Origin of the sequence: Burkholderia sp. B10, from assembly GCF_004368385.1 — a bacterium.
Classification (GTDB): Bacteria; Pseudomonadota; Gammaproteobacteria; order Burkholderiales; family Burkholderiaceae; genus Burkholderia; species Burkholderia vietnamiensis.
Genome location: NZ_PQMX01000072.1, coordinates 14,911 through 29,469, shown reverse-complemented (window position 1 = coordinate 29,469; position 14,559 = coordinate 14,911). Strand labels below are relative to the sequence as shown.

The following is a 14,559-nucleotide window of genomic DNA, read 5'->3' as shown; positions in this document are numbered from 1 at the left end:
CGCCTCGACCGTCAACCCCGCAAACACCGACCAATCGCAATCGCCCATGCCCACCTCGACGGCTTCCGCCATTCGATCCCGCACCACCGCGAGCATCGGCAACGTGCGACCCGCCTGCGCGGCGGCGTCGCCCGCGAGGCGCAGATCCTTCAATCCGAGCGACGCCTTGAAGCCGGGCCGATACGCGTTCTCGACGATATTGCGCGAATAGGTCCGATACGGACGGCTGCCGAACAGCGTGCCGAGGATCAACTCGAAGAACCGCGTGCGAGAAAGCCCGTTCGCCTCGGTGAGCACGACCGCTTCGGCCATCGCTTCGATCGCCATCGTGATCATCATGTTGCACGCGAGTTTCGCGGCATAAGCGGCGGGCGGCGCTTCGCCCATGTCCCATACCTGCTTGCCGATGGCGTCGAGCGCCGGCATGACGCGCGCGAGCGCCGCCGGGGCGCCTGCGGCCAGCACGTTCAGCTCGCCCTTCGCCGCGATGTCGGGTCGCCCGAGCACCGGCGCAGCCACATAAGCGACGCCCGCCGAGCGATGAAGCGCGACGAGCTCGTGCGCGAACGCGACCGAGATTGTCGATGCGACCACATGCACGAGGCCCGGCCGCGCCTGCTGCAACAGCTTCGCGTCGAGCAGCACGGCGCGGATCGCCGCGTCGTCGGACAGCATCGTCAACGCGATGTCGGCCTGCAGCGCATGCACCGGCGCGTCGACCATGCGCACGCCGTCGACGGCGCCGCCCGACCGATTCCACGCCGTCACCGCATGGCCGGCGGCGACCAGATTGCGGGCCATCTCGCGCCCCATGGAACCCATCCCGATGATGCCGATTTCCATTCGACTCTCCTTGCGCAAGCGCGCGTTCACGAGGTGCTGTGCAGCGGCTCGGCTGCCTCGGTATGTTCGACGAGCCAGCTCAACACCGGCGCCAGCGCCTCATCGGAGTTCTTCTCGTAGATGAGCCCGTGACCGTTGCCGAACACCCGATGGTCGGGCAGATGCAGCACTTCAGCCCGGCTGCCGGCGGCGTTGAGTTGCGCGACGGCTGGCGCACTGGCCGCGGCGAACGCGGAAGCCTCGGCCGTGACGGCGACGATCGGCAAGCCGGCCAGCGCCGGCAGCCGGTGCGTACCGGGCGCAGCCGCGCGCAGCGCGTCGGGCGACACGACGGGCGGCTCTCAGCCGAGCGGCGCCGCGGCGAGCCCCCAGGTCAGCGTCCCGATGTTCGGAATCTCCGCAAACGGCGGCCCCATCGGCTCGACGGCGACGATCGCTTTCACCAGGCCGGGCCGGCGATCGGCAACCAGCCAGCCGACCGGCCCCGACGCCGAGTGCGTCAGCAGGATCGCCGGCCCGACGCGGTCGAGCAGCTTCGCGATCCGGTCGGCCTCCATGTCCTGCGAGAACGCGAGGTCAGCGGGAAGCGGGCCGTATCCGGCGATGAAAGCGTCCATTGCCGCTTCGTTGTCCGCGGCAAACGGCCATTGCGTGTGCCGGTCTTCGTATTCGCGCGGGAAGTAGATGTGGCGGCCGTGTTCGTACGAGAACGGCGGCCCCATCGGTCCCATCGTGTCGACGTGGAACGGCGAGCGTCCGTGTCCGGGGCGGTCGGCGACGAGCACGGCATAGCCAGCTTCCACGAGACGCTGCGCCCAGCCGGGCCGGCCGTCCGGCGTGTCGAACCATTCGGTGCCTTGAAAGCCGCCGCCATGCAGCAGCACGATCGGCCACGGGCGAGTCACCTCGACCGGCGTCTCCCATTCGACGAAGAGCGGCCCGCATTGGTCGGTCTGCCCGCCTCGTTCGATGCGGTCGCCGGCAATCCACAGATGGCCGCGTCGTACGGTGCGCGGGGCTGCATGTTTCCAGAAGGACATGGTCGTGTTCCTGTCGTTGATGTCCGCCGCTCGCGCGCGCGTCGCGCAGTCAGCCGGTCAGCGCCGCGCTACGCGCAGGCGCGTCGGTGCAATGTCGGTAAAGGCCGCAACGTCGGCCATGACCAGCGCGGCCTCCGGCGAGCCGAACGCGGCGTCGATCGCAGCATCGTCGCGAAAAATGCATTCGCAGATCGCCAGCGTGCCGACATGCGTCGGCGCCGGAAAGAAAGCGGTCGCACGCTCGAGACCGTAGCGCCGCCATGCGTGCATCACGAGCGGCAGATGACGTTCAACGTAGTAGCGCCGGTGGAAGCGCTGGGCCGGCGTGCCGTCGTAGGTGACATACACCGTGGCGGTGGTGCTGCATGACATGACGCGCTCCGTTCTGCGTGGTTAGTGCCCGCCGCCCGACGTGCGGCGGCCCGGCCGAAGCCGCAGTCGATCGCGACGACATGCGGTGGATCGCAGTCTGTCAAATTCAGTTTCGTACGGCAATTCAATATAATGAACAGCATCCGTTCACTTTTGTTGGTACATCGATATGGAGTGGAGCGACGTGCGGATCTTCCTCGCGATTGCGCGTATGGGCACGCTGGGCGCGGCGGCACGCGCGCTGGCGCTGAGTCACCCGACGATCGGGCGGCGCCTGCGCGCGCTGGAGACGTCGATGGGGCAAGTGCTGTTTCAGCGAACCGCGGATGGCTTCGTTCTAACAGAGGAAGGCGTCGCCATCCTGCCGCTCGCCGAGCAGATGGAAGAAAGCGCGCTGACGATGGAGCGCCGGCTGACCGGCGAGCAGCAGAAGCTCGAAGGCACGCTGAAGATATCGTCGTCCGACTGGTTCGGCGCGTACGTGTTGCCGCCCGTGATCGCCGAGTATTCGCGCGACTATCCGCTGGTTGAAATCGACGTGCTGACCGGCACGCGCCTGTTCAATCTCGCCCAGCGTGAAGCAGACGTCGCGTTCCGGATCGTTCCATTCACCGGGCAGGACATCGTGCAGCGCCGGCTGACGCGGATGCGCTACGGTGTCTACGTGGCGGCCGCGCATGCCGATCCGGTCGAAGGCGACGGCGCCGGCCACCGCCTGATCGCGATGGATACGTCGACCGGCAGCTTCCCCGACATCGACTGGCTGAAAGCGCGCTTTCCGAACGCGGGCGTGGTATTGCAATCGAATAACCGGAATGTCCAGGCCCAGATGTGCGGCCGCGGTTTGGGCATTGCCGTATTGCCGCGGCCGGTCGGCGATCAGCTCGCGACCATTCGCAGGCTCGAGTTACGCGACGAGCCGCCGCAACGCGATATCTGGATGGGCTACCACCGCGATCTCAGGCGGCTGCATCGCTTGCGCGCGTTCGTCGATCTCGCGGTCAAGCATATTGGGAGCGAATGAATCGCAACGACCGGCAGCCGTGAAAGGCTCACGCGGCAATCTGACGTCGAGCCCGATAATTCACCGCATACCACTAAACATTCGCGGCCAAACGGACGCGACGGCACCCACCTATCCGCAGCGCGGCGGTCCTTTACGTGTCGGCTTCGACGCGTATAGAACGACGCTTCATGCCTGACTCAATCACCGATTAGTTTGGTTTGTTGTGCTGCGCAATCGTCGTCCTGTTCTGGACCAATCCACGGAACGGCGATCGGTAAAGCATTCAACCGGTACGGGTGCGCGTCGCCTTGCTCGCGACCACATCCGCACGACGCAACGCGCCACGGCCGACGTCAAGAACGCGAATATCCACCGTCCACGCCTCCCGCAATCTCCCCAATAGCACCCCGAACCCATTCACCGATGCCCTTGCGACATCGGCCGACGTGCTGCGGACGCACGCGCGCCGAGCCTCAGAACTTGTGCGCCACGCCGACCATGAACATGTCCTGGTCCTTGTCATTGCGGGTCGCGACACGGTTGAAGCGCAGGCTCGCCGCCCAATCCTCGGCCACCTGATAACTTACCTGCGCGCTGAGCAACGCATTGAGCCGCGTCTGGCTCGACGCTTCGTCGCGATCGCGTGACAGATACGGGCCGACGCCGGCCGACAGCGTCCATTTGCTGCCGACCGGCGCGACGTACCAGAATTGCGCGGCCACGCCGCGCCGGCCCGCGACGCCATTGTTGCCTTCGTAGACGAAGCTCGCCGAATAGGCCCACGCCGTGCCGAACGGCCGGCGGACTTCGACCATGTAGCCCTTTTCCATCGGCACTTGCGGACGGTTTGTCTGCGACGTGCCGGCCCATACCGCGACCTGCGTCTTGCCGTCGGATACCGCCGGATGCAACTGGCCGCCGAAGTCGGAGCCGATGCCGAACAGCAGCGCGTCGGAATTGAAGCCGCCGAGCATCTGCACGTGGTTGTATTGCACCTTGACGAAGAAGCGATCGGCAACGACGTAATAGCGCATCGCCGCCGACGCGCGCACGCCCCATCGCTTGTCGTTGCGCGCCTCGTTGTCGACGTGCGTGGTGTCCATGCTGAAGTACGGCCCCGCCGACAGTTCGAGCACCCACCGATTGGCGAGTGGCCACCGAAACGAGCCGAGCGCCGCGAAGCCGTCGCGGTGATGGTCGAGCGGATGCCCTTCGTTCAGGTACGCGACATAGACCGACAGGTAGTCGTTCAACACGTCGCCGAAACCGACTTCGTAGGCGCGCCAGTGCATATCGCCGCCCTCGGTCGCGCGGCCGTCGCCATACACCGCGTAGACGTCGATCGTCCGGTCAGCTGGCTTGGGGGCGGCAGGCAAGTCCGGCGCGCCGTCGGCGGCCCGTGCATGCAGTGGAGACGCCAGCAATGCGAAACCGGCGATCGAACTCGTGACAACGAAGCGCAAGCAGACGCGACGATATCGTCCCATTTCGACACCCCCTCACGTTGGGCACCGCGGTTTCGTGGACAAGTCGCTGGCGATTATAGGTGGCGCCGGGCCGTGAGGACCAGCCCGGAGATGCACGTAGGAGCGCGAATAGCAGCGCGCCTGCGATGAACGCAGGCGCGGTAGTGGTGATAGTGAGGGCCGCGCGGTCTATCGGCGCGTGTCGCCGAACGTGGCGTCCGGCCTTCCTGCCGGGCACTCGGCGCACAGCATCAACGCGCCGGATCGCGAACTGCCTAGCGCCGCGCGAAGCGCTCGACTTTGGTCATACGAAATGATCGACGGCCGCGGCTCGCTACGTTCCGCTACGTTCCGCTACGTTCCGCGCCGCGCCGGCAAACGCTCAGGCGTCGCCCTGCGCCGAGCCGATCCGAAATACCGAGACGGTCGCCGCGAGCTGCTCGGCCTGCTCCTTCAGCGACAGCGCCGACGACGACGCCTGCTGAACCAGCGCCGCGTTCTGCTGCGTGACCCGATCCATCTGCGTCACCGCCTGATTCACCTGCTCGATGCCTTTCGACTGCTCGTCGGATGCAGCTGCGATCTCGCCCATCAACACCTGCACGCGCTGCACCGACGCAAGGATCTCCGACATCCGGTCGGTCGCACGGTCGACCTGGCGCGCGCCCGTCTCGACGCGCCGCAGCGAATCGTTGATCAACTCCTTGATCTCGCGCGACGCGGTGGCGCTGCGCTGCGCGAGCGAGCGCACCTCGCCCGCGACGACCGCGAATCCGCGGCCCTGCTCGCCGGCTCGCGCCGCTTCGACGGCCGCGTTCAGCGACAGGATGTTGGTCTGGAATGCGATGCCTTCGATGACCGAGGTGATTTCAGCGATCTTGCCGGACGCGTCGGACAAGCCGCGCATCGTGCCGACCACTTCCTGCGTCGCCTGATTGCCCTCTTCGGTCAGCATTGCCGCGTTGTGCACCACCTCGTTCGCCTGCTTCGCGTTGTCGGCGTTCTGGCGCACGGTCGACGTGAGCTGCTCCATCGATGCAGCCGTTTCTTCCAGCGACGCGGCCTGCTCCTCCGTGCGCTGCGACAGGTCCAGGTTGCCGGCCGTGATCTCATGCGCGGACGTCTCGATGGACCGGGAGCCTTCGCGCACGATCCGGATGGTCTGCAGCAGCTTGCTCTGCATCGTCTGCAGGCCGCTCATCAATTGGCCCATTTCATCTGACGATTCGACGTCGATCCGCGTCGTCAGGTCACCCTCGGCGATTGCGCTGAAGTGACCGAGCGCACGCGCCAGCGGCACGCCGATCGCGTTCTGCAGCGACCACCACGTGAACGCCGCCGCGCCCAGCGCGACCGCGATGCCCGCGATCGCGAAGCCGACGAACCAGTGAAAGCGGGCCTGCGCGGCATCGAACGTCACGCGCGACGCGCTCATCTGGATCCGGCCGAGCGCATCCATCGAATCCGATGCGTCGATGAACAGCGACGGCGGAATGTGCCGCCACACGTTCGGGATGTTCGCCGGATCGTGCGCGGCGATCGCGGTGAACATCGGTTCGAGGCCGTGCTCGACGAGCGCGTTGAACTTCGTATTCGCGTCGGCTGCGCGACGCGCTTCCTCAGGGCCGGAAAGCCGCAGCCCACGATAGGTGTCCCATGCCTTCTTCGACGCGGCGAGCAGCTCGCGGGCCGTGGCGCTCTCTTGCGCGACGTCGGGGCTGTCCGGATCGAGCGCGATGCGATACAGCCACAGACGCGTTCTCGACAGCGCGACGTTGGCCTGCCCGAGCGCCTCCGACGACGCCAGCCGTTCCGAATAGAGCGTCTTCACATCGTCGTTGCTGATCGCGACGCCGATGACGCCGATGAAGCCGCCGATGACGAGCAACACCCCGAGAAAGCCCATTGCGAGCGCCAGCCGGACGCGAATGCTTAAATTTCTGATCATGAAGAGGCGAACGTTGAGCACGAAACCGTTGCATGCGGCGCATGCGTGTGAAGCCGATCGAAGCGGCACGTGCGGGACCGATGCCTCGATAACGACCAAAGCGGCGCGCGAATTAGTGCGGAGCCCGTAATTGACGTTTCCTGAAGCCGCGATTAATGGGGGGAATTTGGCGTGGTAGCAGCAGCGCGAGCCGGTTCATTGCTCGCACTTGCGTGGGTGACGGCGTGGCGCAGGTCACGCGATGACATTCATCCGACCAATCCTACAACAACACGATTTTTTTCGGAACGCGAAATCGCGCAGCGACGATCCGCACGACGACGTGATGACCGCGCCGGCATGCATGCTCAGCGCGCAGCGGCCTCCGTACTGCGCACGCTGCCGAGGAAGCGCCCCAACTCGACCGTCTGCGGACGCTCGAAGATGTCATCGGCGCTCCCGCTCTCCCACACTCGCCCCTGATGCATGAACACGATCCTGTCGCTGACCGCACGCGCGAAGTTCATCTCGTGCGTGACCATGATCAGCGTCATGTGCTCGCGCGCCAGCTGCTCGACGACGCCGAGCACCTCGCCCACCAGCTCGGGATCGAGCGCGGACGTGATCTCGTCGCACAGCAGCACGCTCGGCTTCATCGCGAGCGCCCGCGCGATCGCGACGCGTTGCTGCTGGCCGCCCGACAGCTGGTCGGGAAACGCGTCGAACTTATCGCCGAGGCCGACGCGCTCGAGCATCAGTTCGGCGACCGCGCGCGCCTGCTGCCGATGCGCGCGCTTCACGACCGTCTGCGCCAGCATCACGTTCTGGCCGGCGCTCAGGTGCGGAAACAGGTTGTACTGCTGGAACACCATGCCGACCTTGAGCCGCAGTGCGCGCAACTCCGAGTGCCGCGCGTCGACGCATTCGCCGTCGATCGAGATGGTGCCCGCGTCGATGCGCTCGAGCCCGTTGAGCGTGCGCAGCAGCGTGCTCTTGCCCGAGCCGCTGCGGCCGATGATCGACACGACCTGGCCGCGCTCGACGGAGAAATCGATGCCCTTGAGCACATGATGGGTGCCGAAGTACTTCTCGACACCGCGGGTTTCAACGAGCGGCATGCCATCTCCTTTGCAAGGTGCGCGCATAACGCGTGAGCGGATAACAGAGTGCGAAATAGATCAGCGCGACGAGCCCGTACACGACGAACGGCCGGAACGTCGCGTTCGAGATCGCGATGCCTGCCTTGGTCAGCTCGGTGAAGCCGATGATCGACACGAGCGCCGTATCCTTCACGGCCTGCACGCCGAAGCCGACCGTCGGCGCGACCGCGATGCGCGCGGCCTGCGGCAGAATCACGTGCCGCAACTGCTCGACGTAGCTCATCGCGAGGCTCGCCGACGCCTCCCACTGCCCTTTCGGCACCGCCTCGACGCAGCCGCGCCAGATTTCGGCCAGATAGGCGCTCGTGAAGAACGTGAGCCCCGCGGTCGCGGCGACCCACGGCGGCACGTCGAAGCCCAGCAGCGGCAGACCGAAGAACACGATGAACAGCTGCATCAGCAGCGGCGTGCCCTGGAACACCTCGATGTAGACCTTCGCGCAGCCGCGCAGCAGCGTCGAGCCCGACACGCGCATCACGAGCACCGCGAGGCCGACGATGCCGCCGGACAGGAACGACACGATCGACAGCACGACCGTCCAGCGTGCGGCGAGCAGCAGGTTCGCGAAAATCTGCCCGAACGAGAATTCGATCATCGCGCACCTCGCACGCGGCGCGAGAACAACCGCCGCCCCATCGATCCGAGCGCGCCGCGCAGCAGCAGCGCCATCGCCAGATATGCGGCGGTGGTGACGAAATACGTCTCGAATGCGCGGAAGTTGCGCGACTGGATGTAGCCGGCTGCGTAGGTCAGATCGGCCACCGAGATCTGCGACACGACCGCCGAACCGAGCATCGTGATCACGATCTGGCTCGACAGCGCCGGGAACACCTTCGCGAGCGCCTGCGGCAGCACGACGTGACGCAGCATCTGCGCGCGCGACATCGCGAGCGCGGACGCGGCCTCGACGTGTCCGTTCGGCACCGCGGCGACGCCCGCGCGCACGATCTCGACCGAATACGCGCCGAGATTGAGCGTCATCGCGAGGATCGCGGCCGCGTATTCGCCGATATGCACGCCGAGCGCCGGCAGGCCGAAGAAGATGAAGAACAGCTGGACGACGAACGGCGTATTGCGGATCGCCTCGACGTACGCGCCGATCAGCGGCCGCAGCCGCACGGCCGCGCGCGCGTCGACGCTGTAGGCGGCCGCGCCGAGTATGCCGATCGCCACGCCGAGCACGGTCGCGACCGCGGTCAGCGCGAGCGTGGTCGCGGCGCCGCTCGCGAACACGCCGGCGTAGTCGGCAAGCTCGCCGAATTGAAGCTGGTAGCTCATGACAGTCGATGGATTCAGGTTTGACGATGCAAGCCGCTGCGGCGGCCGCCGGGCGCGCCGCGGCGGCCGATCAGGCGGGGCGGCGGCCGGTCACAGCCCGGCCGGCAGCGGCTGGCCGAGCCACTTCTTCGACATCGCGCCGAGCGTGCCGTCCTGCTTTGCATGCGCGATGGCGTCGTCGATCTTCGCGAGCAGGCGCGGTTCGTTCTTGTTGACGCCGACGAAGCACGGCGAATTCTTGATCACGAACTTGACCTCGGGCCGGCGCGGCGGATTCTTCGCGAGAATCGCCGCGGCCACGATGTTGCCGGCCGCGATCAGCTGCACCTGCCCGGAGAGGAACGCCTGGATCGTCGCGTTGTTGTCCTCGAAGCGCTTGATGGTCGCGTTCGGCGCGAGTTGCGTCAGCGCGATCTCCTCGAGCGCGCCGCGCGTGGCGCCCACCGTCTTGCCGGTGAGATCGGCCGGCGTGCTCACCTTCACGTCGGCCGGCCCGAACACGCCCTGGAAATACGGCGCGTAGGCGCTCGAGAAGTCGATGACCTTCTCGCGCTCCGGGGTCTTGCCGAGCGACGAGATCACCATGTCGACCTTGTTGGTCGTCAGGTACGGAATCCGGTTCGCGCTGTTCACCGGCACGAGCGCCAGCTTCACGCCGAGCGCGCGCGCGAGCAGGCCGGCCATGTCGATGTCGTAGCCTTGCGGCTGCATGTCGGTGCCGACCGAGCCGAACGGCGGATAGTCTTCAGGCACCGCGACGCGCAGCGTGCCGCTCTTGGCGATGGTGTCGAGCGCGTCGGCCTGGGCCGGGGCTGCGGCGAACAGCGCCGTCACGGAGGCAGCGAGCAACGCAGCCAGCCACGTGCGTCGGGAAAACGGTCGAATCGTCAGGCTCACGGTCAATCATCCTCGTCTGGTATGTCGTCGGGCGGCGCGCAACGATTGCGCGGCCGGCACCACACCAGCAAGAAGCGGGCCATCGTGGTGAATCGGCTGTCGCGTCGGCATCGGACGCACGCGCCGGCGATCTGCATTCCTCATTTCGGTGCATCGCCCGACGCGGCACGCGGCCGTTGCCCATTCGCAGCGCGCGCGAGCGCACCAAATTAACCGGCTGGTTCACGCGCGGCGCGACGATGGGGATCGGGTTGCATGCGGATCGAACGTCGATGGCCATGGGTGTGCGCGGCGCGGCGCGTCGGTTGGACCGACCGGCCCGGAACGCGACGGCGAGCGGGCGGCATTACGCGCGCCGTGCGCGGCCGGCCGCGCGCATCCCGCCCGAAATACCGCGGCGGATGCGCGCTCGGGATACCTATCGACCCTGCACCGGCAAGGTCACGCGCACGCCGAATCCGCCGCCGTTCAGCCCGTCGACGTAGGTCAGACGCCCGCCGAGCTTGGCCACGATCCGCGCGACGATCGACAGCCCCAGGCCGCTGCCGCTCGCGTCATGATCTGCACCGCGAAAGAACCGGTCCTGCAAGCGCGCCAGATCCTCGGTCGGCACGCCGGGGCCGTCGTCGCACACCTGGAGCGTGACCGCGTCGGCGTCCTGCCACGCTGCGATTTCGACGCGCCCATGCTCGCGGCCGTACTTGATCGCATTATCGACGAGGTTGTCGAGCAGCACGCGAAGCAGCGTGGGCGGCGCGTGCACGACCGCGCGGCCATCGACCCGCGACGTCACGGACATCTCCTTGCGCTCCGCGCGCGCCTGATGATCGTTCACGCATGCCGCGATCAATTGACGAAGATCGACGTCCGCGCCGTCCAGCGGAACCGTCTCGTCGAGCCGCGCCAGCGCGAGCAACTGATCGGCCAGATGCGTGCTGCGGTCGACGCCCTCGACGACCCGCTGCATCGCGCGCCGCTGGCGCTCCGGATCGCGCGCGGTGAGCGCCACCTGCGCCTGGACCTTGATGGCGGCGAGCGGCGTCTTCAGCTCGTGCGCTGCGTCGCTGGTGAACGCGCGCTCGCGAACGAGCGAGTCGCGCAGGCGTTGCAGCAACGTATTGAGCGCGGCGACCAGCGGACGCACTTCATCGGGAATGCCGCGCGTGCCGATTGCGTCGAGGTTGTCGGCCGAGCGCGCTTCGATCGCGTCGGACAGCGTGCGCAGCGGCGTCAGGCTGCGGCCGATCGCGAACCAGATCAGCACCGCCAGCACCGGCAGCGCGAACGCCAGCGGCCGCGCCACGCGCCGCGCGACTTCGGCGGACAGGTCCGAGCGGCGCGTGCGCTGCTCGAAGATGCGCACCGTCCGGCCGCGCGCGGCATCGGTCAGCACGTACGCGTGCCACTTCGGATTGCCCGAGTCGGCCACGCCGGATGCGGCGGATGCGCCGGATGCGGCGGCAGCAGACGCCGGCAGGTCCAGCGCCGCGAGGCCCGGACTGGCCGCGAGGACGCGCCCGTCGGCATCGCTGACCTGGTACAGCATCGGCGGCGCGGCATCGTTGTCGCCGTCGTCGTCGTCGCGGCCGGCGAGCACGATCTCGGCGAAGCGCGGCAGGTCGCGCGCGTCGAGCACCGCGAAGGTCCGGGCGATCTGCTCGACGCGCGTTTCGTACCATTCGTCCGCTTCGTGAATCGCCTGACGATAGCTCGACACGAGCGAATAGGCCCACACCACCACCACGCCCGACAGCACGAGCAAGGTCAGCCGTTGCCGGATCGAACGCATCACGACGCCTTCTCCACCACGTAGCCCACGCCGCGGATCGTGCGGATCAGGTCGGCGCCGAGCTTCTTGCGCAGGTTCGACACGTGCACCTCGATCGCATTGCTCTCGATCTCCTCGTTCCAGCCGTACAGGCTGTCCTGCAGCTGCGCGCGCGACAGCGGGCGGCCCTGATTCGACAGCAGTTCGACCAGCAACGCGCATTCGCGCGACGTCAGCGCGATTCGCTCGGCGCCGCGGGTTGCCGTCATCAAGGCGGGATCGACCGACAGGTCGCCGTATTCGATCGTGTCGGTGCTGCGCCCCTGCGAACGCCGCACGAGCGCACGGCAGCGCGCAACCAGCTCGGTCAGGTCGAACGGCTTGCCGAGATAATCGTCGGCGCCCGCGCTCAGGCCGCTCACGCGATCGGCCACCGTGTCGCGCGCGGTCATCACCAGCACCGGCGTATGGTCGCGACGCTTGCGAAGCCACGCGAGCAGCTCGACGCCGGACATGCGCGGCAAGCCCAGATCCAGCACGACGAGGTCGTACGGCGTGGTTTCGAGCGCCAGTTGCGCATGCCGGCCGTCGTGCGCCCAGTCGACCGTCATGCCGGCCTCGCTCAGCCCGTCCTCCACGCCGCTGCCGATCAGCTTGTCGTCCTCCACGAGCAATACCCGCATGATTCGCAACTCCTCTTTGATCCGGACCTCGCGTCCGTTGCGGCACGATAACCGCAGGCGTGCCCGCGCATCAAGCGGGTCGCGGCCGAAATCGGGCCTTAAGAATCCGTTAACGTCGGCGCCCTATCGTCGCGCTCACCGATACTGCCGACCCGAAACGCCCATGAAGACGCCCGCATTCCGATTCCGCTTCTGCGCCGCGCTCGCCGCGCTGCTCGTCGTGACCGCCGCGCCCGCGCAGGCGGGCGAGATCAAGCCGCTGATGCGCGACATGAAGCAGACAATGCAACGCGCGCTGAACAGCCGGACGACCGCCGAGATGCGCGGCTACGTCACCCGGCTCGAAAGCGACGCGCAACAGGCGAGCCGCCAGCGCTATCGCAGCGACCAGTCGACCTACGACGAAGGCATGCGCACCTTGCAGCGCGAACTGACCGAAGTCGATCGCGCGATCGCGGCGAACGATCTGCCGGCCGCCAAGCAGGCATTGCGCCGCATCAACGACACGAAGAAGCACTACCACGACCTGCTCGGCTGAGCCGACCGCACCCGCTTGCCACTGAACGATATTCCGTCATGAAGACCGCTACCCGTTATCCGCTGTCGATCAGCCTGCTCCATTGGCTGCTGGCCGTCGCACTGATCGGCAACCTGATCGTCGGCCTGCTGCTAGACGACAACGAAGACCTGGTCGGCCTGCACAAGTCGATCGGCGTCGCCATTCTCTTGCTCGTGGCGCTGCGTCTCGGCAACCGGCTGCGCGCGCGCGACCGGCTGCCGCCGTCGGTCAATCCCGCCGGCACGCTGCGGCATTCGGCCGAACGCGCCATCCACGGGCTGCTGTATGCGCTGATGCTGGCGATCCCGGTGCTCGGCTGGCTGAAGACGAACGCGGCCGGGCACCCGGCCAGCTGCTTCGGACTCTTTTCGCTGCCGACGCTGGTCGCGAAGAACCGCGAGCTGTCGCACTGGCTCGGCGAACTGCACGCACTCACCGCCTACGCGCTCGTCGCGCTGGTCGGCCTGCACGTCGCCGCGGCCGTGGCGCACCGCGTGCTCCATGCGGAAAACGTCCTGCCGCGCATCCTGCCGTGGGCGGCCCGTTCCGGCCGGCGCGCGCTGCAGGCGAAGGATATCGGCTGACGCCGGCATTGCGATGCGCGGCGGCCGGACCGCTTCGAAATCCGGCGGAAAACCGGCGTCGCGCGTCGCCCGCACGTGTCGGCAGCCACGCGGCAGACCGAACGCGATCAGCAGACCCACACGCTCCACGCGACCGTTGATCTTCGTCAACGCCTCGGTGTACACACCCTTCAACGACGGGCGGCGGTCGATCAATATCGACGTATCGCAACCGGGCTTCATGCGCGCAGCCGAAGCGAGCCGCGAGCACGCCGGTCATTCCGTTACCGCTGTGGGGTGTGAAATGTCGATGCCCGGGCCACGTAGCGCCGTCGCCATCATCCGCCACGAACATGCGCAGTTGTCGACCGTGATCGACGGCATGCGGCACTTCGTCCGTCTGCTCGTGGCGGGTGAGCCGGTGCCGGGCGTGATCGTGTTCCGCGCGATGCTCTATTACATCCGGGAATACCCGCAGCGCATTCATCATCCGAACGAAGACCGCTACCTGTTCGCGCCGTTGCGGGCGCGCACCGGCGAGTTCGACAGCGTGCTCGACCAGCTCGAGGCGCAGCACGACAAGAGCGACATGAAGCTGCGGAATCTCGAGCACGCGCTGACGCGCTACGAGTTGAAAGGCGCGAGCGCGCTGCATACGCTCGGCGCGCTGATGGACGATTACGCGGAGTTCCATGCGGACCATCGCTGTCTAGAAGAGACCGTGATCCTGCCGGCCGCCACCCGCGTGTTGACGCCCGACGACTGGGTCGGGATCGACGCGGCGTTCGCCGCGAATCGCGATCCGTTCGACGGCCAGCCGCTCGACGAGGATCTCGACCGGCTGTTTTCGATGATCGTCCAGGCGATCCCCGATCGGGCGCCCGATTAGCAGCGCGGCCGCCCTTCGGCCGCTGGAAAGCCAGCGGCACGCATTACCAGGCGAACATGAACGCGTTTGACGAAGGTCAAGCCGCGCGCGCCTCGCGTGCGAACAATG

The 14,559-nt window shown here is 67.1% G+C and carries 16 protein-coding genes; 4 read left to right on the top strand and 12 right to left on the bottom strand.

What is annotated here, in order from left to right:
* The 4 genes from C3Y15_RS26165 to C3Y15_RS26155 all read right to left on the bottom strand — a co-directional run.
* On the bottom strand, nucleotides 1-873 hold an 873-nt coding region (locus C3Y15_RS26165; RefSeq protein WP_243860279.1), incomplete at its 3' end, for an NAD(P)-dependent oxidoreductase.
* On the bottom strand, nucleotides 870-1,172 hold the full coding sequence (locus C3Y15_RS32015; protein ID WP_196480568.1) for a hypothetical protein: 303 nt from the start codon (nucleotides 1,170-1,172) through the stop codon (nucleotides 870-872). The genes C3Y15_RS32015 and C3Y15_RS26165, both read right to left, overlap by 4 nt.
* Before the next feature lie 12 nt (nucleotides 1,173-1,184).
* On the bottom strand, nucleotides 1,185-1,883 hold the full coding sequence (locus C3Y15_RS26160) for an alpha/beta fold hydrolase (protein ID WP_011880336.1): 699 nt from the start codon (nucleotides 1,881-1,883) through the stop codon (nucleotides 1,185-1,187).
* Between the two features lie 57 nt (nucleotides 1,884-1,940).
* The gene (locus C3Y15_RS26155; RefSeq protein ID WP_011880337.1) at nucleotides 1,941-2,255 is read right to left on the bottom strand and encodes an EthD family reductase; all 315 of its coding nucleotides are present in this window, start codon (nucleotides 2,253-2,255) and stop codon (nucleotides 1,941-1,943) included.
* A gap of 169 nt (nucleotides 2,256-2,424) precedes the next feature.
* Between C3Y15_RS26155 and C3Y15_RS26150 the strand changes: the two genes are divergently transcribed.
* Complete coding sequence (locus tag C3Y15_RS26150) at nucleotides 2,425-3,279, top strand: LysR family transcriptional regulator (protein WP_011880338.1); 855 nt, start codon at nucleotides 2,425-2,427, stop codon at nucleotides 3,277-3,279.
* A 455-nt stretch (nucleotides 3,280-3,734) separates the two neighbouring features.
* Here C3Y15_RS26150 and C3Y15_RS26145 read toward each other — a convergent pair whose 3' ends face one another.
* The 8 genes from C3Y15_RS26145 to C3Y15_RS26110 all read right to left on the bottom strand — a co-directional run bounded on the left by C3Y15_RS26145 (nucleotide 3,735) and on the right by C3Y15_RS26110 (nucleotide 12,440).
* Nucleotides 3,735-4,748 (bottom strand): hypothetical protein, encoded by a 1,014-nt coding sequence (locus C3Y15_RS26145; protein ID WP_045579776.1) that lies wholly within the window; start codon nucleotides 4,746-4,748, stop codon nucleotides 3,735-3,737.
* 361 nt (nucleotides 4,749-5,109) lie between these two features.
* Complete coding sequence (locus C3Y15_RS26140) at nucleotides 5,110-6,675, bottom strand: methyl-accepting chemotaxis protein (protein ID WP_059991448.1); 1,566 nt, start codon at nucleotides 6,673-6,675, stop codon at nucleotides 5,110-5,112.
* 347 nt (nucleotides 6,676-7,022) lie between these two features.
* Nucleotides 7,023-7,772, bottom strand: coding sequence for an amino acid ABC transporter ATP-binding protein (locus C3Y15_RS26135; RefSeq protein WP_011880341.1), 750 nt, complete (start codon nucleotides 7,770-7,772; stop codon nucleotides 7,023-7,025).
* Nucleotides 7,759-8,409 carry an amino acid ABC transporter permease gene (locus C3Y15_RS26130; protein WP_124260274.1) on the bottom strand — a complete coding sequence of 217 codons (651 nt, stop codon included), beginning with the start codon at nucleotides 8,407-8,409 and terminating at the stop codon, nucleotides 7,759-7,761. The genes C3Y15_RS26135 and C3Y15_RS26130 overlap by 14 nt, the downstream gene beginning before the upstream one ends.
* Nucleotides 8,406-9,092: an amino acid ABC transporter permease gene (locus tag C3Y15_RS26125; protein ID WP_059461638.1), complete on the bottom strand. Its 687-nt coding sequence runs from the start codon at nucleotides 9,090-9,092 to the stop codon at nucleotides 8,406-8,408. The genes C3Y15_RS26130 and C3Y15_RS26125 overlap by 4 nt, the downstream gene beginning before the upstream one ends.
* A 90-nt stretch (nucleotides 9,093-9,182) precedes the next feature.
* Nucleotides 9,183-9,989 (bottom strand): transporter substrate-binding domain-containing protein, encoded by an 807-nt coding sequence (locus tag C3Y15_RS26120; protein WP_011880344.1) that lies wholly within the window; start codon nucleotides 9,987-9,989, stop codon nucleotides 9,183-9,185.
* A gap of 418 nt (nucleotides 9,990-10,407) precedes the next feature.
* The gene (locus C3Y15_RS26115; RefSeq protein ID WP_011880345.1) at nucleotides 10,408-11,778 is read right to left on the bottom strand and encodes an ATP-binding protein; all 1,371 of its coding nucleotides are present in this window, start codon (nucleotides 11,776-11,778) and stop codon (nucleotides 10,408-10,410) included.
* Entirely contained in the window at nucleotides 11,778-12,440 is a 663-nt protein-coding gene (locus C3Y15_RS26110) for a response regulator transcription factor (RefSeq protein WP_011880346.1), read from the bottom strand. Before C3Y15_RS26110 ends, C3Y15_RS26115 begins: the two co-directional genes overlap by 1 nt.
* Nucleotides 12,441-12,603: 163 nt before the next feature.
* Between C3Y15_RS26110 and C3Y15_RS26105 the strand changes: the two genes are divergently transcribed.
* The 3 genes from C3Y15_RS26105 (at nucleotide 12,604) to C3Y15_RS26095 (ending at nucleotide 14,451) form a co-directional block, all read left to right on the top strand.
* Entirely contained in the window at nucleotides 12,604-12,978 is a 375-nt protein-coding gene (locus C3Y15_RS26105) for a cytochrome b562 (protein ID WP_011880347.1), read from the top strand.
* Between the two features lie 38 nt (nucleotides 12,979-13,016).
* Nucleotides 13,017-13,583, top strand: a complete 567-nt coding sequence (locus C3Y15_RS26100; RefSeq protein WP_059461639.1) for a cytochrome b — start codon at nucleotides 13,017-13,019, stop codon at nucleotides 13,581-13,583.
* A gap of 289 nt (nucleotides 13,584-13,872) precedes the next feature.
* Nucleotides 13,873-14,451, top strand: a complete 579-nt coding sequence (locus tag C3Y15_RS26095; protein WP_306792251.1) for a hemerythrin domain-containing protein — start codon at nucleotides 13,873-13,875, stop codon at nucleotides 14,449-14,451.
* Nucleotides 14,452-14,559: the final 108 nt, after the last annotated feature.